The organism is Allobosea sp. GW823-FHT01F03 (assembly GCF_058798075.1).
In genome coordinates, this window is sequence record NZ_CM179505.1 from 4,256,531 (window position 1) to 4,276,613 (window position 20,083).

The 20,083-nt window shown below is 68.1% G+C and carries 17 protein-coding genes; 12 read left to right on the plus strand and 5 right to left on the minus strand.

Going from position 1 to position 20,083, the window contains the following annotated elements:
* Nucleotides 1-62: 62 nt before the first annotated feature.
* Nucleotides 63-1,214, minus strand: a complete 1,152-nt coding sequence (locus AC3RCC_RS20460) for an alpha/beta hydrolase (RefSeq protein ID WP_291649532.1) — start codon at nt 1,212-1,214, stop codon at nt 63-65.
* 125 nt (nt 1,215-1,339) lie between these two features.
* On the opposite strand from AC3RCC_RS20460, the gene meaB reads away from it, so the two are divergent.
* The 3 genes from meaB to AC3RCC_RS20475 are packed head-to-tail and all read left to right on the plus strand — an operon-like array spanning nt 1,340 to nt 4,393.
* The gene (meaB, locus tag AC3RCC_RS20465; RefSeq protein ID WP_492256419.1) at nt 1,340-2,314 is read left to right on the plus strand and encodes a methylmalonyl Co-A mutase-associated GTPase MeaB; all 975 of its coding nucleotides are present in this window, start codon (nt 1,340-1,342) and stop codon (nt 2,312-2,314) included.
* 14 nt (nt 2,315-2,328) lie between these two features.
* Nucleotides 2,329-2,970 carry a pyroglutamyl-peptidase I gene (locus tag AC3RCC_RS20470; protein WP_492256420.1) on the plus strand — a complete coding sequence of 214 codons (642 nt, stop codon included), beginning with the start codon at nt 2,329-2,331 and terminating at the stop codon, nt 2,968-2,970.
* A 43-nt stretch (nt 2,971-3,013) separates the two neighbouring features.
* Nucleotides 3,014-4,393 carry a TIGR03808 family TAT-translocated repetitive protein gene (locus AC3RCC_RS20475; protein ID WP_492256421.1) on the plus strand — a complete coding sequence of 460 codons (1,380 nt, stop codon included), beginning with the start codon at nt 3,014-3,016 and terminating at the stop codon, nt 4,391-4,393.
* An 8-nt stretch (nt 4,394-4,401) separates the two neighbouring features.
* Here the strand turns inward: AC3RCC_RS20475 and AC3RCC_RS20480 are convergent, their stop codons facing one another.
* The 3 genes from AC3RCC_RS20480 to AC3RCC_RS20490 are packed head-to-tail and all read right to left on the minus strand — an operon-like array spanning nt 4,402 to nt 7,760.
* Nucleotides 4,402-5,019 (minus strand): ParB-like protein, encoded by a 618-nt coding sequence (locus AC3RCC_RS20480; protein WP_492256422.1) that lies wholly within the window; start codon nt 5,017-5,019, stop codon nt 4,402-4,404.
* Complete coding sequence (locus AC3RCC_RS20485; protein ID WP_492256423.1) at nt 5,019-6,695, minus strand: SulP family inorganic anion transporter; 1,677 nt, start codon at nt 6,693-6,695, stop codon at nt 5,019-5,021. The genes AC3RCC_RS20480 and AC3RCC_RS20485 overlap by 1 nt, the downstream gene beginning before the upstream one ends.
* Before the next feature lie 60 nt (nt 6,696-6,755).
* A complete protein-coding gene (locus AC3RCC_RS20490) occupies nt 6,756-7,760 on the minus strand; it encodes an asparaginase (RefSeq protein ID WP_492256424.1) in 1,005 nt (334 codons plus the stop codon).
* Between the two features lie 118 nt (nt 7,761-7,878).
* Between AC3RCC_RS20490 and AC3RCC_RS20495 the strand changes: the two genes are divergently transcribed.
* Both AC3RCC_RS20495 and AC3RCC_RS20500 read left to right on the plus strand, forming a co-directional pair.
* Complete coding sequence (locus AC3RCC_RS20495; RefSeq protein WP_492256425.1) at nt 7,879-8,703, plus strand: alpha/beta hydrolase; 825 nt, start codon at nt 7,879-7,881, stop codon at nt 8,701-8,703.
* A gap of 59 nt (nt 8,704-8,762) precedes the next feature.
* Nucleotides 8,763-8,999, plus strand: coding sequence for an Lrp/AsnC ligand binding domain-containing protein (locus AC3RCC_RS20500; RefSeq protein ID WP_291641903.1), 237 nt, complete (start codon nt 8,763-8,765; stop codon nt 8,997-8,999).
* A 12-nt stretch (nt 9,000-9,011) separates the two neighbouring features.
* Here the strand turns inward: AC3RCC_RS20500 and AC3RCC_RS20505 are convergent, their stop codons facing one another.
* Nucleotides 9,012-9,953: a LysR family transcriptional regulator gene (locus AC3RCC_RS20505; protein ID WP_492256426.1), complete on the minus strand. Its 942-nt coding sequence runs from the start codon at nt 9,951-9,953 to the stop codon at nt 9,012-9,014.
* A gap of 211 nt (nt 9,954-10,164) precedes the next feature.
* On the opposite strand from AC3RCC_RS20505, the gene AC3RCC_RS20510 reads away from it, so the two are divergent.
* The 7 genes from AC3RCC_RS20510 to AC3RCC_RS20540 all read left to right on the plus strand — a co-directional run bounded on the left by AC3RCC_RS20510 (nt 10,165) and on the right by AC3RCC_RS20540 (nt 20,066).
* Nucleotides 10,165-11,766, plus strand: a complete 1,602-nt coding sequence (locus AC3RCC_RS20510; RefSeq protein ID WP_291634200.1) for an ABC transporter substrate-binding protein — start codon at nt 10,165-10,167, stop codon at nt 11,764-11,766.
* A gap of 145 nt (nt 11,767-11,911) precedes the next feature.
* Entirely contained in the window at nt 11,912-12,889 is a 978-nt protein-coding gene (locus tag AC3RCC_RS20515; protein ID WP_291634198.1) for an ABC transporter permease, read from the plus strand.
* Nucleotides 12,886-13,812, plus strand: a complete 927-nt coding sequence (locus AC3RCC_RS20520; RefSeq protein ID WP_291634196.1) for an ABC transporter permease — start codon at nt 12,886-12,888, stop codon at nt 13,810-13,812. Before AC3RCC_RS20515 ends, AC3RCC_RS20520 begins: the two co-directional genes overlap by 4 nt.
* Nucleotides 13,813-13,814: 2 nt before the next feature.
* Nucleotides 13,815-14,798 (plus strand): ABC transporter ATP-binding protein, encoded by a 984-nt coding sequence (locus AC3RCC_RS20525; RefSeq protein ID WP_492256427.1) that lies wholly within the window; start codon nt 13,815-13,817, stop codon nt 14,796-14,798.
* Nucleotides 14,795-15,811, plus strand: coding sequence for an ABC transporter ATP-binding protein (locus tag AC3RCC_RS20530; RefSeq protein WP_492256428.1), 1,017 nt, complete (start codon nt 14,795-14,797; stop codon nt 15,809-15,811). The genes AC3RCC_RS20525 and AC3RCC_RS20530 overlap by 4 nt, the downstream gene beginning before the upstream one ends.
* Nucleotides 15,812-15,952: 141 nt before the next feature.
* A complete protein-coding gene (locus AC3RCC_RS20535) occupies nt 15,953-18,244 on the plus strand; it encodes an NADP-dependent malic enzyme (protein ID WP_452119106.1) in 2,292 nt (763 codons plus the stop codon).
* A gap of 202 nt (nt 18,245-18,446) precedes the next feature.
* Nucleotides 18,447-20,066, plus strand: a complete 1,620-nt coding sequence (locus tag AC3RCC_RS20540) for a peptide ABC transporter substrate-binding protein (RefSeq protein WP_291634188.1) — start codon at nt 18,447-18,449, stop codon at nt 20,064-20,066.
* Nucleotides 20,067-20,083 lie beyond the last annotated feature (17 nt).

The following is a 20,083-nucleotide window of genomic DNA, read 5'->3' on the forward strand; positions in this document are numbered from 1 at the left end:
ATCCGGCCGCGAAGGCCTTAAGCCAAATCAACGCGGCCAGAATGCGGCGCAGCGACGACCGCTCAGCGGCCGGCGATCGCTGCCGGCGCCGTCACCACCAATTCGACGGTCGAGCCGAAGGTGCCGACCACGCCGCCGGCGATGTCGCCGAGCCTGTCGCCGAAGCCGGGACCGGCGATCGCTATGCCCCGGTCGGCCTGGAGGCGGCGGCCGATCAATTGCACCACCTTGGGCGAGGAGGCGAATTTGCCGTGGTTGAGCTGGTCGCTCGTCGAGATGTCGGAGAGATCGATGATATGGGCGCCGTTGCGGGCGAGATCAGCGACGATCTCGGTATCCTTGGCGGAGATGGCGCCGAGCCGCGTCTTGTCGCCGGCGAAGCGTCGCGAGAAGGCGAGCGCGCGGTCATCGGCGGAGACGAACACGGTGATCTCGCGCTTGATCTCCCTGAGCTGCGTCTTGAACACGTCGAGATCGATATCGGGCGCCGCGAGCATGACGTTGCGCAGCTTGCCGCCGAAATTGCCGTCACCGCGGATAGCCGCCTGCCGCAAGGCCTCCAGCGTCACCAGCGTGCCCATGGAATGAGCGAGGATGTCGATCCGGCTCGCCCCGAGCTCGCGCGAGATGCCCCGCAGGGCCGCCTCGAGGAAATCCCGCGAATAGAAGGCGCTCTCGCGATCATAGGGATATTGCAGCAATTGCCCGCGCGAAGGCCAGGTGAACAGCACGGCCACGCCCTTGAAGCCGGCATCATGGACGATCTGGGCGAAGCGATAGGAGGCGTCGGCGAAATTGGTGTTGTAGCCATGGACGAAGACGAGCACGTCACGGTCGACCGGCTTGCGTCTGGCGAGTTCGGCGCGGACCTGCGCGGTGATCGGGGCGCGTTCCAGCGACGTGACCTTGCTGACGGCGAAATGCAGCGAGGGATCGGCCTTCGCACCGACGGCCGGCAACTCGAGCTCGCCGGTCTTGTGGGCCCGCGGCACCGTCATGTCGAGCCGGGCGAAGGACAGCGTCGCGGCCCGCTCGCCGGTAAAATAGCTCGGCTCCTCGGCCGGCGCGCGCGTCGTCGCGACGAAGATCGGGAAGCTGGCGACGGTGTCGCCCTGCGCCGTGTCGGCCAGGACCAGGGTACGCGGCGTGCCCCCGCAGGCGCCGAGCGCAAGAGGGGCCAGCAAGGCCAGCACGATCAATCGAAACCGGGACAACAGGCGGCGCTCCAACAACCGGCGATTCGTCCCACCGCGGTGCCCGCGGATCAAGTGCCGCCAGGACACAGGCCCCTTACAATCGCGCTCTTCCTCCGCCGCCATCCACTTGCTACCAGCAGGGCATGATCGACCTGAACGCGCTCGGCAATGCGATTCTGGCGGGTGATCGGGCAGCGCTGGCGCGAGCCATCACGCTGGCCGAAAGTCGCCGGGCCGACCATCGCGAATTGGCGCAAGCCCTGCTGCAAAGGCTCTTGCCGCATGCCGGCAAGGCGATCCGCGTCGGCATCACCGGCGTGCCGGGCGTCGGCAAGTCGACGACGATCGACGCGCTCGGCTCCTATCTGACCGGGCTCGGCCACAAGGTCGCCGTGCTGGCGGTCGATCCGTCCTCGACCCGCACCGGCGGCTCGATTCTCGGCGACAAGACGCGGATGGCCCGGCTCGCGGTCGACCCCAACGCCTATATCCGGCCCTCGCCCTCGTCCGGAACGCTCGGCGGCGTCGCCGCGAAGACGCGCGAGACCATGCTGCTCTGCGAGGCCGCCGGCTTCGATGTGATCCTGGTCGAGACCGTCGGCGTCGGCCAGTCGGAGACTGCGGTCGCCGATCTCACCGACTTCTTCCTGGTGCTGATGCTGCCCAATGCCGGCGACGAATTGCAGGGCATCAAGAAGGGCATCATCGAGCTCGCCGATATGATCGCGGTCAACAAGGCCGACGGCGACGGGGCCACCGCGGCGCGGGCTGCAGCGGCCCAGTACAAGGCGGCGCTGCACATCCTCGCACCGGCCTCGGCGCTCTGGTCGACGCCGGTCGTGACCATCTCCGGGCTGACCGGAGACGGGCTCGAGAAGCTCTGGGCGAAGATCGAGGAGCACCGCGACCGCTTCGAGGCCAAGGGCCTGATCGCCGAGAAGCGGCGCCAGCAGGACGTGAAATGGATGTGGGCGATGGTCCAGGACCGGCTCCAGGCCAGGCTGCGGCACGATCCGGCGCTGAAGGCGCGCACGCCGAAGCTCGAGGCCGCAGTGGCGAGCGGCGAGATGCCACCGACGCTGGCTGCCGCCGAAATCGCCCGGGCGCTCGGCCTGTGACCGCGGCGACGGGCATGGACCTGCTCGTCACCGGCTTCGGCCCCTTTCCCCATGTCCGGGTTAACCCGACCGCGGCACTCGCCCGGGCTGTCGCGGACCGGCTGGCCCGGGCCGGCATGGACGCAAGAGCGTTGGTTCTGGAAACCAGCTATTCGGGCGGCCTTCCGGCACTGCGCCGGCATCTCGACGAGACCCGTCCGCGCGCGGTGCTGATGCTCGGCCTCGCCGCCCGCGCCCGCTTCGTCCGGGTCGAGCTGTTCGCGCGCGGGCGCTCGAGCCGGCTGCACGCCGACGCCCGCGGCGCGACGCCGATGGCAGCGCCCGCCCCTGCGCGGGGCCTGCCGCTGCGCAGCTCAGCCAGCACAGGCGCCGCACTCGAAACACTGCGCCGGGCCGGTATCAGGACCAGGATCTCGCCGACCGCAGGGCGCTATCTCTGCGACGCCTGTTACGCCGCCGCCCTCAGCGGCCGCGATGCCGGCGTGCCGGTGATCTTCATCCATGTCCCCTGGCTGCGGCCGAGTGCCGGGACGAGACCGGCGAACCGGATCGCCCGGTTCCGGCCGGGGCCTGCGCAGCTCGCCGCGGCGCTGGCGGAGCTCGGCCGCGCGCTCGCCGGCACCGGCAAGCGGAACGCCGGGCAGCGCAGCCGCTGACGCGGCACGCAGCTTGAACCCCTCCGCGCCGATGGAGGGTCTCATGACGGTTTCGCGCCGAAATCTGCTGCAGGCGGCCCTGTTTGGCACAGTCGCTGGCTCGGCCGCTCCCGCTTTGGCGCAACCGGCGCCGCGCGCCGCCTCCGCCACGCCGCTCGGCGCGCTCGGCATCGAGGCCTCGCAATACGGGCTGCGCCCAGGCTCGACCGACGATCAGTCTCGCATCCTGCAGAATGCCCTCGTCGAAGCGGTCAAGCGCGATGCGCCGCTGCTCGTCGCGCCCGGCCGCTACCGCATCGCCAATGTCGTACTGCCGGAAGGGGCGCGGCTGGTCGGCGTGCCCGGCGCCACCCAACTCATCGCGGCGCAGGCCGCCCCGCTGCTGGTCGCGCGCCGGATCAAGCGGGCGGCCGTTTCCGGCATCCTCCTCGACGGGCTCGACATCCGCATCGGCCAGCGCAACGGGCTGATGGCGGTGGACGAAGTGCCCGATCTCGGCCTCGCCGATTGCGAGTTCGCCAATGCCGGCTCGGTCGGCCTGACGCTGAACCGGACGGGCGGACGCATCGAGCGCAACCGCTTCCGCAGCATGCGCGATTCCGCCCTGTTCTCCCTGGATTCGCGCGGGCTTTCGATCGAGGCGAACACGGTCGAGGACTGCGGCAATAACGGCATCCAGCTCTGGCGCAGCCAGGCCGGCGACGAGCAGAGCCTCATCCGCGGCAACCGGGTCAACCGCATCCGCAACGATGCCGGCGGCGACGGCCCGAACGGCAACGGCATCAGCCTGTTCCGGGCCGGCGGCGTGATCATCGAAGGCAATACGCTGCGCGATTGCGCGCTGACCTTCATCCGCAACAATTCCGGTTCCGGCGTGCAGATGCTCGGCAATCAGGGCAGGCGCTGCGGCGAGGTCGGGCTCTATTCGGAATTCGCCTTCGAGGGCGCGATCATCGCGGGCAACCTCGTCGAGGACTGCGCCCAGGGCGCCAACATCACCAATCTCGACCATGGCGGGCGCCTGTCCGTCTTCGCCAACAACATCGTCCGCAATGCCCAGAAGGGCCTGGCGCCGAAGGGCAAGGAGCTGATCGGCGGCATGGGCGTGCATGTCGAGGCCGAGGCCAGCGTCACCGGCAACGTCATCGAGAACGCCAGCGAGGTCGGCATCTCGCTCGGCTGGTCCTGGGGGATGCGCAATCTCGTCGCCACCGGCAACATGGTGCGCAAGACCGGCATCGGCATCTCGGTCTCGCTGGTGCCGAAGGAGCGCAACGCCCTGATCGCCAACAACGTGATCAGCGAGGCGACGCTCGGCGCGGTCGTCGGCACCGAATATGGCAAGGCCGTCACCGGCGACCTGACGAAGGCGCAGGACAAGCGCGCCGCCGGCGTCAGGGTCGAGAACAACGCGGTGGGCTGAAGCGACGGCTAAGCCTGCGGCCCGCACCAGCCGGGCAGGTGCTCGGCATCGCTCTTCCTGGCTTCGACCAGCGCCCGCTTCAACGCCTTCCCGAATGCGCCCTCCACGGTCGTGCGCTTGATCCGCCGGCGCAGGTGATCGGCCCAGAGAAATTCAGCGAACGGCATCTCGGTCTTGGCATAGCCGCCGGCGAGCCGCAGCGCCCCGGCGAGCGAGCGATAGGGATCGTCGACCAGATCGGAAATGCTGCGCGGAATATGGCCGTAGCCGCGTCGCCGCCCGTCGGCATCGAAGGGGTGCATCCAGCCGCGATTGTCGAGGAAGGTCCAGAAGGCCTGCCTGTCGAGCCGGCTCAGATCAGCGAGCTGCGTCGTCAGGACACGGTGCTCACCTTCGAGATGCAGGGCGAGCACCAGGTGATGGTGGTCGACCAGATAGGGCCGCCTCTTCGGACCCAGGACGACGGGAACCGCGTGCCCGCCCAGATACAGCGCGTCCCTGCCCACGCTCTCCTCGCGCCAGCGCAGGCGCTTGGCCTCGACCTCACGCATGCCGACGGTGATCTGGGTCGGGCGCAGATCCGTGATCGCCGTCGCGATCAGTTGCGGCTCGATCTCGAACTTCATCAGCTCCTCCCGCCGCTGTGCTGGTCGAGGGTCCGAAGCGCCTCCTCGACGCTGTGGAACAGGTGGTCTTCGCCGATTTCGGCGATGACGCCGAAGCGGCGAAGCGCCTCGAGCGCGCGCACCGACTCGACGCGCGCAATGGCGACGGCGGTGCCGCCTTCCCGGCAGTCCCGTATCAGGGAGAGCAGCGCCTGTGCCGCGGTATAGTCGACCGCCGCGATCCCGCCGGCCTCGAGCACCAAGAGCGCCGGCCGTCGCTGCGCGATCAACGCCATCATGCCGTGCCTGAAGCTCTCGGCATTGGCGAAGAGCAACGGCGCCTGGAAGGCCGCGACCAGCACGCCTTCCTCATTCTGCGTCACATAGCCGTCACCGGGCGGCCACCAGATCGTCGTCCCGGGCAGCCGCCCGAGCTCCAGCGGCCGGCTCCGGGTGGTCATCCAGACGCCGTGCAGCAGCGAAAGCGCGATGCCGATGGCGACGCCGGTCTCGATCGGCAGCCAGATTATCGCAATGGCCGTGAGCAGGATGAGCGCGAATTCCGCCGGCGATTGGCGGGCGATGGCGCGGATCTGCCGGAGACGGAAGATGCGCTGGGCGATGAAGAGCAGCACTCCGGCGAGGGCCGCGACCGGCACCTGCGCCAGCAGCGCGCCGCCGGCAACCGCCAGCGCGAGCACGATGGCGGCGGCCAGCAGCGCGGCGCGCTGCGAAACGCCGCCGCTTTCGACGACCACGGCCGTCCGCGGCGGGCTGGCATTGACCGGAAAGGCGCCGGCGAGTCCGGACAGGAGATTGCCCGCGCCGAGGCCGACGAAATCGCGGTCGATCCGCGGTTCGGCGCCTTCGCCGTCGGGAAAGGAGCGGCTCACCGTCGCCGTCTGCATCATCACGACCAGCGCGAGCAAAAGAGCGAGCGGCACCAGACCACGCAAATCGGCCCAATCGAAGTGCGGCCAGGCCAGCGCCGGCCAGCCCGAAGGCAGGACGCCGAGAACCGCGACGCCGCGTGCCGCCAGTCCGAACAGCGCGACGGCGGCGGTCGCGGCCGCCAGCGCGATCAGCGCGCCGGGCAGGCGCGGCGCCAGGCGCTCGCACAGATTCATCGTCGCCAGGGTGAACAGGCCGATGGCAAGGGCGAACGGGCTGGCATCGCCAATCCGGCTCCAGATCGCCTGGAGCTGCCCGGCGATGTGGTGTCCGCCGCCGGGAATGCCGAGCAGCCCCGGCAACTGCGAGACCGCGATGTGGACCGCGATGCCGGCGAGGAAGCCGGTCAGAACCGGCACCGAAAGCAGGTCGGCGATCCAGCCGAGCCGGAGTCCGCCAGCGGTCAGCAGGGCGATACCGACGAGCAATGCCAGGAGCGCGGCGGCGCCCGGTGGAATGGCGCCGCTCGCGGCGAGCGCCGCGAGGCCGCTGACGAAGATCGGCGTGATGGTCGAATCGGCGCCGGCCGTCAGGACGCGACTGGCGCCGAAGGCGGCGAACCCCAGCGTCGCCGCGACGAAGGCGAAGAAGCCGAGTTGCGGCGCGAAGCCTCCGAGCTGTGCCGTCGCCATCTGCTCGGGAATGGTGATCGCCGCCAGCGTCAGACCGGCGAGCAAATCACGGCCGAGCAGGCCCGCGCCATTGGCGGCGGTGGAACGGTCGGCTTTGTCGAGATCTTGCGGCATGGAGCGGACCCGGCAGGGCCAGCCGAGCCTGCGCGCAGCTATCAGCAGCCGTCAAGCGCCTCAGGCGAGGCCTGCCGCCGCCCGGATCCTGCCGACCTCGATGCCGTTCCAGTTCTTCAGCACGCTTTCGCGGAAACCGGCGAAGGCGGCCTTGCCGTCCTCGTCCAGCGGCAGCAGGCGCTCGATCAGCGCCGCCATCGCGACCTCCGCGGCCCGGCCGGCGCCATCATCGCATTTCAGCGCGATGCCGTAGCCCAGCTCCGGCAGCGCGCCGCAATAGACACCCTCGGCGCCGGTCTTGATGAAGGCGCGCACCCCGAACTTCTCCATGAAGCGGGTATCGAAGCGGCCGGTGCCAGCGACCATGAAGGGATTGGCCGCCACCGCCTCGCGGATGCGCCGCGCCGCCTCGGCGCGCTTCGGGCCGAAGCCGTGGCCGGTGCCGAAGCGGGCGAAGCCGAGCGCCAGCGCCTTCAGCGGCACGGCATAGGTCGGGATCGAGCAGCCATCGGTGCCGGAAAGTTCGCTTGTGTGGGCGGCGCCGGTCGTCTCCTCCAACGCCTCCCTCACCGCCCTCTGCACGGCATGGCCGGGCTTCACATAGCCGGCAGGGTCCTCGTCGAGACCGCAGGAGAGGCAGACGAAGCCCGCATGCTTGCCCGAGCAGTTGTTGTTGAGCGCGGTCGGCTCCCTGCCCGCCTTGGCGAGGGCGCGCGCAGCGGCCTCGCCCATCGGCCAATGCGCGCCGCATTCGAGGCAGCCGGCCTCCCGGCCCGCCTTGCGCAGCATGCCGAGCGCCGTCTGCGCATGCGCCTCCTCGCCGGAATGCGAGGCAACGGCGAGGGCGATCTCGGCCGGCGTCAGGCCGTAGCGCTCGGCCGCACCGCTCTCCAGCAGCGGCAGCGCCTGCAGTGCCTTGACCGCCGAGCGCGGGAAAACCGGGCGCTCGACATCGCCGAGCGCCAGCACCACGGCCCCGTCGGCGTCCGTGACGATCGCCGCGCCGCGATGGCGCGATTCGACGACGCCGCCACGCGTGACTTCGGCGAGAACGGGATTGTCCATAAGAGCCTCCGGCGGAACTGCGGCGGATTTGTCGCGTTTGTCGCTCGACCTGTCAAAGACCATGACGCAGAGTGGCGGACGCCTGCCGAGGCAGGGATCTCCCATCAGCCGGAACGCCATGTCCCAGGACTACGAGACGCAATACAACAACCGCGCCCGCGTGCCGGAGCATCCCGCGCTGATCGCCGGCTGGGCGGCCGATGCCGCCACCTATCGCAGCGAGGCCGTCTCGGAGCTCGGCGTCGGCTATGGCGAGAGCCCGCGGCAATATTACGACCTGTTCAAGCCGGAGACGGTCAACAGCCGGGCGATCGTGCTGTTCATCCATGGCGGCTACTGGCAGGCACTCGATCCCAGCTATTTCTCGCATATGGCGCGCGGCCTGAACCGGCTCGGCGTGCCGGTCGCCGTCGCCGGCTACGACCTCTGCCCGCAGGTCGAGATCGGCCATATCGTCTGGGAAATGCAGCAGGCGGCGGCGGCGCTCTGGCGGCGCTTCGGCCTGCCCGTGGTGGCGGCCGGGCATTCCGCGGGCGGCCAGCTTTCGGCCTGCCTGCTCGCGACCGACTGGAAGAATGTCGACCCCGAGCTGCCGGAGCATCTGGTCCCTGCCGCCTATGGGATTTCCGGGCTCTACAATCTGAAGCCCCTGACGGAGACCAGCCTCAACAAGGCACTGGGCCTGACGATGGAAGCGGCCGAGCTGGAAAGCCCGCTGTTCTGGCCGGCGCCCGCCGGGCTGGTCATGGACGCCGTGGTCGGCGGGGCGGAGAGCGAGGAATATCTGAAGCAGAGCCGGCGCATCACCGATGTCTGGGGTCTCGGCGGCGTCCGGACGCGCTATGAGGAGATCGAGGGCGCCAATCACTTCACCGTGCTGGCGACCCTCCCCGATCCGGACAGCGCCATGTGCCGGCGTATCGCCGCGCTCGCCGGCGCTTGATCTTCCGGCGCAAGCCTCTATCCAGAAGCGATTCAGGGCACAGGGTTCCGGAGCGCGCGATGCAGACCTTCTTCGTCGAGATCAAGTGCAGGCTCGGCAAGACCTACGAGGTCGCCAGCGAACTCGCCGACCGCGAGATCGCCTCGGAGATCTATTCGACCGCCGGCAATTACGACATCCTGGCCAAGTTCCATGTCGCCGCCGATGTCGATATCGGCCATTTCGTCGCCGAGAAGGTGCAGTCGATCCCCGAGATCGCCGACACCCACACCATCATCACCTTCAAGGCGTTCTGAACCTCCCGGGCCTCAGCGGATCGGCGTCGTCAGCCCGTCCTCGGGCTGCCAGGCACGCAGGAGATCGGCGAAGCGCCGCGCCGCCGGCGCGACCGGGCCGGTCGCGGGGAACAGCAGCGAGGTGCGATAGGCGATCCGCGGTGCAAAGCGCCGGGCCGCCAGCCCCTGCATGCCGCCGAGCGTCAGCGGAAACGGGTTGAGCAGCGCGAGGCCGACGCGCTGCCGCACCAGCTCCGCCATGAAGGTCGCGGTCGCCCCTTCGGCGACCAGCCGGGGCGCGATGCCCGCAGCGGCGAAGGCTCTGTCGGCCTCGAAGCGGACCGGGAAGCGCCGCGCCGCCGCGATGAGCGGCTCGTCGGCAAGGTCGCGCGGCGCGAGCAACGCGCGCGCCGCAAGCGGATGATCCTCCGGCATCACCACATGCGCCACCGCCTCGCGGAAAACCTCGCTGCGAACGCCGATATGCGGCACGGGAACATCGACCAGACCGATATCGGCAGCGCGATCGGCGACCTGAGCGATGACGGAGGAGCTGGTGCCGATCTCGACATTGGCCACGACGTCCGGCTCCTGAATCCGGAAGCGCGCCAGCGCCGGCGGCAGCACAAACTGCGCCAGCGTCGCCGCGGCGGCGATGCGCAGCACGCTCGCCGGCGCGGTCTGCGAAGGCCAGCCGGCCAGGCGCTCGAGCGCGTCGAAGATCGGCTGCGCCTCCGCCTCGAGCGCGAAGGCGTCGCCGGTCGGCACGAGGCGACCGCCCTCGCGCATGAAGAGCGGCCGTCCGACATGCGCTTCCAATGCCGCCAGCGCCCGCGACACCGCCGGCTGCGAAATGCCGAGCATCTGCGCGGCAGCCACGGTCTTCCGGGTCGCGATCATCGCCTGCAGGATCTCGAGCTCGCGCAGACTGGGCGCTTGCCGCGCTCCCCCTTTGCCGGCCACCGGCTTCTCCATCGCAACCGCCCTCGCCCCTGCATGAATCCGCATGCCGCATTCGAATATGCGCAGACGTTATACAGTCGACTGCCATCTATAATTTACAAGCATAGAAAACGCCTCTAGGCTCCGTGCCAAGGCGAAAAAAGGGGAAGCTCCGGAGAACCGGTGACTCGCCAGCCATAGTTCAGTTGTTCAAGATGGCGGCTCAGGCCATCGGGAGGGCATAATGGAAAAGATCAGCAGGATCGGGCTGAAAGGCCTGAAGGCCGCGCTTCTCGCGGCGCCCGTCATGGCTATCGCTGGAGGGGCATCGGCCCAGGAACTGCGCGTCGGCATCTCGGCCGAGCTCAGTGCGATGGATCCGCATTATCACAACGTCTCGCCCAACAACATGCTGGCGCGGCACATCTATCAGCCGCTGGTCGGGCAGGACGAAAAGCAGACGCTGACCCCGCTGCTCGCCGAGAGCTGGAAGGCGATCGACGACACGACCTGGGAGTTCAAGCTCCGCAAGAACGTCAAGTTCCATGACGGCTCGCCGTTCACGGCGGACGATGTGATCGCCACCATGCAGCGCGCGCCGAACGTGCCGAAAAGCCCGTCGAGCTTCTCCGCCTATGTACGCGGCAAGGAATTCAGCAAGGTCGACGATTTCACCATTCGCGTGAAAACCGCGACGCCGGCGCCGCTGGTGCCGACCGATCTTTCGACCTTCGGCATCATCTCGGCCAAGTGCAAGGACACGACCACCGAGGAGTTCAATCTCGGCAAATGCGCCGCCGGTGGCACCGGCGCCTACAAGCAGGCCGAATATGTCGCTGGCGACCGCGTCGTGCTGACGCCGAACGAGGACTACTGGGGCGGCAAGGAGCCCTGGTCGAAGGTCACCTTCAAGATGATCACCTCGGCGCCGACGCGCGTCGCGGCGCTGCTGGCCGGCGATGTCGACGTGATCGACAACGTGCCGACCTCCGACGTCGCCCGCCTCAAGGGCGATGCCAAGCTCAGCGTCGCCAGCACGGTCTCGAACCGGGTGATCTATTTCCACATGGATCACTTCCGCGAGGTCTCGCCCTTCATCAAGGGCAAGGACGGCTCCGAGATCAAGAACCCGCTGCAGAACCTCAAGGTCCGCCAGGCCCTGTCGATGGCGATCAACCGTCCGGCGATCGTCGACCGTATCATGGAGAAGGAGGCGATTCCCGCCGGCCAGCTCCTGCCCGACGGTTTCTTCGGCACCTCCAAGAAGCTGAAGCCCGTCGCCTTCGACCTCAACGGCGCCAAGAAGCTGCTCGCCGAGGCCGGCTATCCGAACGGCTTCAAGATGAAGCTGCACGGGCCGACCAACCGCTATCTCAACGACACCAAGATCATCGAGGCGGTGGCGCAGATGTTCTCGCGCCTCGGCATCGAGACCGAGGTCGAGACGCTGCCTTCGGCCAACTTCTTCACCCGCGCCTCGCAGGGCGGCCAGGGCAATGTGCCGGAGTTCTCCTTCATCCTCGTCGGCTGGGGCGCGGGCACGGGCGAATCCTCCGACTCGCTCAAGGCGCTGCTCGCGACCTTCGACCCGCCGAAGGGCATGGGCGCGACCAATCGCGGCCGCTACTCCAACAAGGCCTTCGACGCCAAGCTGGAAGAGGCGCTGCGCACGGTCGACGACGCCAAGCGCGACCAGGCTCTGGCCGAGGCGATGGAGATCGGCATGAACGATGTCGGCCTGATCCCGACCCATTACCAGCTGAACACCTGGGCTTCGCGCAAGGGTGTCAAGGTCCAGGCCCGGACGGACGAGTACACCCTCGCCACCGGCATCCGGAAAGAATAAGCCGGACTATCGACACCCGTCCGGACCCGCTTGAAGCCCGGTCCGGACGGCGCGAAACTCTTTTCTTGTTGGACTGCGAGAGCGCCATCCGGCCGGCACACCGGTCGGCTGGCGTTTCGCATCCCGCTCCGGAAGGTCCCGGACCATGCTCGCATTCGTCCTGCGCCGCCTGGCGCAAGCGCTCTTCGTCATCGCGGCGATGCTCGTGATCGTCTTCTTCGGCGTCAACGTCGTCGGCGATCCCATCTACATGCTGATCTCGCCGGAGATGGACCAGCAGCAGATCGCCGAGACGGCGCGGGCGCTCGGTCTCGACCGGCCGATCTGGGAACAATTCCTGATCTTCCTGAAGAACGCCGTCCAGGGCGATCTCGGCCGCTCCTTCGTGCATGGCGAATCGGCGATTAAGCTGATCCTGCACCGTATGCCGGCGACGCTGGAGCTCGCCTTCGTCGCCCTCTTCATGGCGATCGTGATCGGCCTGCCGCTCGGCCTCTATGCCGGGCTGAAGCCCGAGAGCCGGATCTCGCGGCTGATCATGGCGATCTCGATCCTCGGCTTCTCGCTGCCGACCTTCTGGGTCGGTCTGATGCTGATCCTGACCTTCGCCGTCAGCCTCGGCTGGCTGCCGGCGACGGGGCGCGGGCCGACCGTCTCGATCCTCGGCATCGATACCTCGCTGCTCTCGCTCAAGGGCTGGCAGCATGTCGCCCTGCCGGCGCTCAACCTCGCTCTGCTCAAGATCTCGCTGGTGATCCGTCTCGCCCGGGCCGGCGCCCGCGAGGCGGCGCTGATGGACTATGTCAAATTCGCGCGGGCCAAGGGCCTGTCGCAGAGCCGGATCATCGGCGTCCACATCCTCAAGAACATCATGATCCCAATCGTCACCGTGCTCGGGCTCGAATTCGGCTCGCTGGTCGCCTTCTCGGTGGTGACCGAGACGATCTTCGCCTGGCCGGGCATGGGCCGCCTGCTGCTCGAGGCGATCACCCGCCTCGATCGGCCGGTGATCGTCGCCTATGTGATGGTCGTCGTGGTGCTGTTCGTCACGATCAACCTCCTGGTCGACCTGATCTATTCCGCGCTCGATCCACGCGTGCGCCTGACGGAGGCCACATCATGAGCGAGGCGACCTTGCCCACCGCCGCTGCCGCCCCGCCGGTCGAAGCGAAGGAGGAGACGCCGTTCCGGCGCTTCGCCCGTTCCTTCTTCGAGGACAGGCTCGCGACCTTCGGTCTCTGCCTCTTCGCCCTCATCGTCCTGCTGGCGCTGGCTGCGCCCCTGATCGCGCCGCAGAATCCTTACGACCTCGCCAGCGTCGACGTGATGGATTCGCGCCTGCCGCCCGGCGACGTCGCCGGCGAGGGCTTCACCATGTGGCTCGGTTCCGACGGCGTCGGGCGTGACCTGCTCTCAGGCATCCTCTACGGCCTTCGCATCTCGCTGATGGTCGGCGCCTTCTCGGGCATCCTCGCCGCCGGCGTCGGCATGGCGATCGGCCTGATCGCCGCCTATGCCGGCGGGCGCACCGAGAACATCATCATGCGCATCGTCGACCTGCAGCTCTCGCTGCCTTCGGTCCTGGTCGCGCTGATCCTGGTCGCCGGGCTCGGCAAGGGCGTCGACAAGATCATCATCGCGCTGGTGATGGTGCAATGGGCCTATTACGCCCGCACCGTGCGCGGATCGGCGCTGGTCGAGCGGCGCAAGGAATATGTCGAGGCGGCCCAGTCGCTCGGCCTTTCCCACGCCCGCACCGTGTTCCGGCACATTTTGCCGAACTGCCTCGCCCCGGTGATCGTCATCGTCACCGTGCAGACGGCGCATGCGATCTCGCTGGAAGCCACCCTCTCCTTCCTCGGCGTCGGCCTGCCCCAGACCGAGCCCTCGCTCGGCGTGCTGATCGCCAACGGCTTCCAGTACATGCTCTCCGGCAAGTACTGGATCTCGGTCTTCCCCGGCATCGCGCTGCTCCTGACCATCGTCTCGATCAACCTGGTCGGCGACCGGCTGCGCGACGTGCTCAACCCGCGGCTGGAGAAGTGAGGATGGCGCCTGTTCTCGAAGTTTCCGGCCTGAAGACCCATTTCTTCACCCGTGCCGGCACGGTGAAGTCGGTCGACGGCGTCGACTTCCATGTCGACCGCGGCGAGGTGCTCGGCCTCGTCGGTGAATCCGGCTCGGGCAAGTCGGTCACCGGGTTCTCGATCATGGGATTGATCGACCCGCCCGGGAAGATCGTCGAGGGCTCGATCAGGCTCAACGGCAAGGAGCTCGTCGGACTCGACGAGGAGGGCTTCCGCAAGGTCCGCGGCCGCGAGGTCGCAATGATCTTCCAGGACCCGATGATGACGCTGAACCCGGTGCTGCGCGTCGACACGCAGATGATCGAGGCCGTCACCGCCCATGACAGGGTCTCGCACAAGGCGGCGCGGGAGCGCGCCCGCGACGCCCTCGCCAAGGTCGGCATCCCCTCGCCCGAGGAGCGGCTCAACGCCTATCCGCACCAGTTCTCCGGCGGCATGCGCCAGCGCGTCGCCATCGCGATCGCGCTGCTGCACCGCCCGCCCCTGATCATCTGCGACGAGCCGACGACCGCGCTCGACGTCACCATCCAGAGCCAGATCCTGGCCGAGATGCAGTCACTCTGCGCCGAGACCGGCACGGCTCTGGTCTGGATCACCCATGACCTCGGCGTCGTCGCCGGCCTCGCCGACCGGATCGCGGTGATGTATGCCGGGCGCATCGTCGAGACCGGCGCGGTCGATCCCGTCCTCGACGCGCCCCTCCATCCCTATACCAGCGGCCTGCTCGGCTCGCTGCCGGCCGAGGGCGAGCCCGGCGCCCCCTTGCGCCAGATCCGTGGTTCGACGCCGTCGCTGGCCAAGCTGCCCCAGGGCTGCGCCTTCGCGCCGCGCTGCGATTATGCGCAGGCCGATTGCCTCGCCCAGGCACCAGCCGTCACCGCCTTCCCGGGTGAGCGCGGCGTGCGCTGCCATCACCCGCTGAACCTCGCCGGAGTCGCGGCATGAGCGCGCCGATCCTGACCCTCGACGGCGTCTCCAAGCGTTTCGTCAAGCCGCTCGACGCCGCCTCGAAATTCGCCAACCTGCTGGGGGCCGGTTACACCGAGCAGGTGGTGCATGCGGTCGACGGGGTCGATCTCTCGGTGACCCAGGGCGAGGTCGTCGGGCTGGTCGGCGAATCCGGCTGCGGCAAGTCGACGCTCGGACGCGTCGTCGCCGGCATCCACCCGCCGAGCGCCGGCCGGGTGTCCTGGCGCGGCCAGTTCACCAACGAGATGGACGCTCAGCAGCGCCGGGCCGCGACGCTGGCGATCCAGATGATCTTCCAGGACCCCATGTCCTCTTTGAATCCACGCCTGCGGGTCACCGACATCGTCGGCGAGGCCCCGGTCGTGCACGGCCTCGTCGGCAAGGCGCAGCAGGACGCCTATGTCGTCGAGATGCTGGAACGGGTCGGGCTCGATCCGAGCTATCGCCGGCGCTACCCGCACCAGTTCTCGGGCGGGCAACGGGCCCGCATCGGCATCGCCCGGGCGCTGGCGGTGAACCCGCAATTCCTGGTCTGCGACGAGAGCGTCGCCGCACTCGATGTCTCGATTCAGGCCCAGGTCCTGAATCTCTTCATGAAGCTGCGCGACGAGCTCAACCTGACCTATCTGTTCATCAGCCACGATCTCAGCGTGGTCCGGCATCTCTCGGACCGGGTGGTGATCATGTATCTGGGCCGGGTCGTCGAGGCGGCGCCGGCGAGCGAGCTGTTCAAGGGGCCGCAGCACCCTTACGCCCAGGCGCTGCTCGCCAATGTGCCCTCGATCACGGCACGCAAGAAGCGTTTCGCGCCGCTGAAGGGCGAGATCCCCTCGCCCCTGCACCCGCCCCCGGGCTGCCATTTCCATCCGCGCTGCCCGATGGCCGGGCCGCGCTGCAAGGCCGAGCGGCCGGTGCTGAAGCAGATCGCGCCCGGCCATGTCGCCGCCTGCCATCTCCATGATGGCGGGGTCGGGGCGCTCGCCGCCTAGAGCCTGGCCCACCCAGTTCCGGCCGGGACGTTCTGAACAAGGATTATTGCCGGTTCGCGGCTTGACGCGGGCCGGCTTACGGGCGACCTCCGAACAGCCCGGCGCCGGTTGCGCCGGGCGTACGCCTGGGGAATCGGAACCATGAAGAGCACCCTGTCGGCCGACCTTCGCGCTGGCGCCCTCGTCTATCATCGCCAGCCGCGGGCCGGAAAACTCGAGATCCAGGCGACCAAGCCGCTCGGCAACCAGCGCGACCTCGCGCTCGCCTATTCGCCGGGCGTCGCCGCAGCCTGCGAGGCGATCGTCGACGATCCCAGCCAGGCGGCCGAGCTGACCTCGCGCCAGAACCTCGTCGCGGTCATCACCGACGGCACCGCCGTGCTCGGCCTCGGCGACATCGGCCCGCTGGCCTCGAAGCCGGTGATGGAAGGCAAGGCCGTCCTGTTCAAGAAGTTCGCCGGCATCGACTGCTTCGACATCGAGGTCGACCAGCGCAATCTGGAGAAGTTCGTCGAGGTCGTCGCGGCGCTGGAGCCGACCTTCGGCGGCATCAATCTGGAAGACATCAAGGGCCCCGAATGCTTCGAGATCGAGGAGCAGCTCAAGGCCCGGATGAACATCCCGGTCTTCCATGACGACCAGCACGGCACGGCGATCATCGTCGGCGCCGCCGTCCTCAACGGGCTCGATCTCGCCGGCAAGAAGATCGCCGACGTCAAGATCGTCGTCTCCGGCGCCGGCGCCGCCGCGCTCGCCTGCCTCAACCTCCTAGTCTCGCTCGGCGCGCAGCGCAAGAACATCTGGGTCACCGATCTCGAAGGCGTCGTCCACAAGGGCCGCAACACGCTGATGGACCGCTGGAAGGAGGTCTACGCCCAGGAGACCGACGCCCGCACGCTGTCCGACGTGATCGGCGACGCCGACGTCTTCCTCGGTCTCTCGGCAGCCGGCGTGCTGAAGCCGGACATGGCCAAGCGCATGGGGCCGAAGCCGCTGATCCTGGCGCTCGCCAATCCCAATCCGGAGATCACGCCCGAGGATGCGCTGGCCGCCCGGCCGGACGCGATGATCTGCACCGGCCGCTCGGATTATCCGAACCAGGTCAACAACGTCCTGTGCTTCCCCTACATCTTCCGCGGCGCGCTCGACGTGCAGGCGACGACGATCAACGAGGCGATGAAGCTCGCCGCGGTGCGTGCCATTGCGGCGCTCGCCCGCGAGGCGACCTCGGACATCGCGGCGCGGGCCTATGGCGGCGAGGCGCAGACCTTCGGCGCGACATCGCTGATCCCGAACCCGTTCGATCCGCGCCTGATCCTGCGCATCGCCCCGGCCGTCGCCGAGGCGGCGATGATCACCGGCGTCGCCAAGAAGCCGCTGATCGATATCGAGGCCTATCGCGAGGACCTGTCGCGCTTCGTCTTCCGCTCGGGCTTCCTGATGAAGCCGCTCTTCGCCAAGGCGAAGGCCGACCCGAAGCGGGTGGTCTACGCCGAGGGCGAGGATGAACGCGTGCTGCGCGCGGCGCAGGTGGCGCTCGAGGAAGGCCTGGCGGTGCCGATCCTGATCGGCCGGCCGAGCGTGGTCGAGGCCCGTATCGCGCGTTTCGGCCTGACGATCCGGCCCGGCGTCGATTTCGAGCTGATCAATCCCGAGGACGACCCGCGCTATCGCGACTATGTCCAGACCTATCTCGAGATCGCCGGCAGGCGCGGCATCACCCCGGAAGCCGCCCGCTCGCTGGTGCGCACCAATAATACGGTGATCGCGGCGCTCGCCGTGGTGCGCGGCGAGGCCGACGCGATGATCACCGGCCTCGAAGGCCGCTTCCTCTCGCGGCTGCGGCATATCCGCGACATCATCGGGCTCGAGCCCGGCGTCAGCGACATCGCGGCGATGACGCTGATCATCACCAGCAAGGGCGCCTTCTTCCTCACCGATACCCATGTGAAGCATGATCCGACCGCCGAGGAGATTGCCGACATGACCGTGCTCGCGGCCGGCCATGTCGAGCGCTTCGGCATCGAACCGAAGATTGCCCTGCTCTCGCATTCCGATTTCGGCGCGGCCGACACGCCCTCCTCGCTGAAGATGCGCAAGGCGCTGGGGTTGATCCGCGAACGTGCGCCGGATCTCGAATGCGACGGCGAGATGGAGGCCGATTCGGCGCTGGTGGCGGCGATCCGCGACCGGGTCCTGCCCTCCTCGCGGCTGAAGGGCGTCGCCAATGTCCTCGTCTTCCCGAATCTGGATGCGGCGAACATCGCCTACCAGTTCGCCAAGGTGCTGGGCGACGCGCTGCCGGTCGGGCCGATCCTGATCGGCGCGGCGAAGCCCGTGCATATCCTGACGGGCTCGGTGACCTCGCGCGGCGTCGTCAACATGACCGCGGTCGCGGTGGTCGAGGCGCAGGGGCGCGGCCAGAAGGGCTGAAGAGCGAACAGCGAGCCGGGCTGGTTCGCCCGCCCGGCCTCCTGCCTGCGTCAGCCGCGCGGGTGCTTTTCGGCACCCGCCGACACCTCCCGAAGAACGGTTGAAGCCCCCGTTTTCCTCCTTGGCTCCGGCCTCAGGATCGGCCCATACTTCCCGCACGAGCGGGAAAGGGGCCCGTCCGGCTAAGCTTCGGAGAGCGCTCATGAAAAGCTTCACGCGTCAGTCGCCGCTCCTGCGCCGGCTGCGGCCTCTCGCCCTTGCCGCCAGCCTCGCCTGCGGCCTCGGCGGAACGGCTCTCGCGGAAGTGGTCTTCCATCGCGGCAATGACGGCGACCCCGAGACGCTCGATGCCCACAAGACCTCCACGGTGAGCGAGGCGCATCTGCTGCGCGACCTCTCCGAGGGGCTGGTCATCCACCATATCAGCGGCAATGTCGTGCCCGGCGTCGCCGAGAGCTGGACGATGAGCGAGGACGGCAAGAGCTACACGTTCAAGCTCCGCGCCAACGCCAGATGGTCGAATGGCGATCCGGTCAAGGCCGGCGACTTCGTCTATTCGCTGAAGCGGATCATCAATCCCGCGACCGGCGCGAAATACGCCAACATCCTCTACCCCATCCTCAACGCCGAGAAGATCAACAAATCGGGCGAAGGCGCGGGCCTCGACGAGCTCGGCGTCAAGGCGCCGGACGACACGACGCTGGAAATCAAGCTGGAGCGGCCGACGCCCTATTTCCTGGAATTGCTGACGCACCAGACCGGCCTGCCGGTGCATCCGGCCTCCGTCGAGAAATTCGGCAAGGACTTCGTCAAGCCGGAGAACTGGGTCTCCAACGGCGCCTACACGCTGAAGGAGTTCGTGCCGAACTCCCACATCAAGATGGAGAAGAACAAGAACTTCCACGATGCGGCGAATGTGCAGATCGACACGATCCTGTACTATCCCGCCTCCGACCTCGCCGCCGCCGCGCGCCGCTTCCAGGCCGGCGAACTGCATATGACGACCGACATCCCGGCCGACCAGATCCAGCAATTGCGCGAGAAGCTCGGCAATCAGGTCAAGGTCGCGCCCTATCTCGGGACCTATTTCCTGATCGTGAACACGGCGAAGAAGCCCTTCGACGACCTGCGCGTACGCCGGGCGCTGTCGCTGGTGATCGACCGCGAGTTCATCGCCGAGGAGATCTGGGGGGGCACCATGCTGCCGGCCTATGGCGTGATCCCGCCCAATATCGGCAATTACGGCGAGCGCGCCGAGGCCGACTTCAAGAGCGTCTCGCCGCTCGACCGCGAGGAGGAGGCCAAGCGCCTGCTCGCCGCCGCGGGCTACGGTCCCGGCATGCCGCTACGGGTGCAGCTGCGCTACAACACCACCGACAACAACCGCCGCACGATGATCGCCATCGCCGAGCAGTGGAAGGTGCTCGGCGTCGAGACCAGTTTCATCAACACCGACGGCAAGACCCATTTCGCCCTGCTGCGCGACGGCGGCGATTTCGACATCGCCCGCTATGGCTGGATCGGCGACTATTCCGATCCGCAGAACTTCCTGTTCCTGTTCCTCAGCGACAATAAGGGCTTCAATTCCGGCAAATATGCCAATCCGAAATTCGACGCGCTGCTGCAGCAGGGCGCCGACGAACTCGATCTCGCCAAGCGCGCCGCAGTGCTACGCGAGGCCGACGCCATTCTCGCGGCCGAGATGCCGTGGATCCCGCTGATGTACTATTCCTCGAAGAACCTGGTTTCGCCGAAGCTCGTCGGCTTCCAGCAGAATCTGCGCGGCGCGCTGCCGACGCGGTTCATGAGCCTGAAGCCGTGACCGACGTACGTCATGGC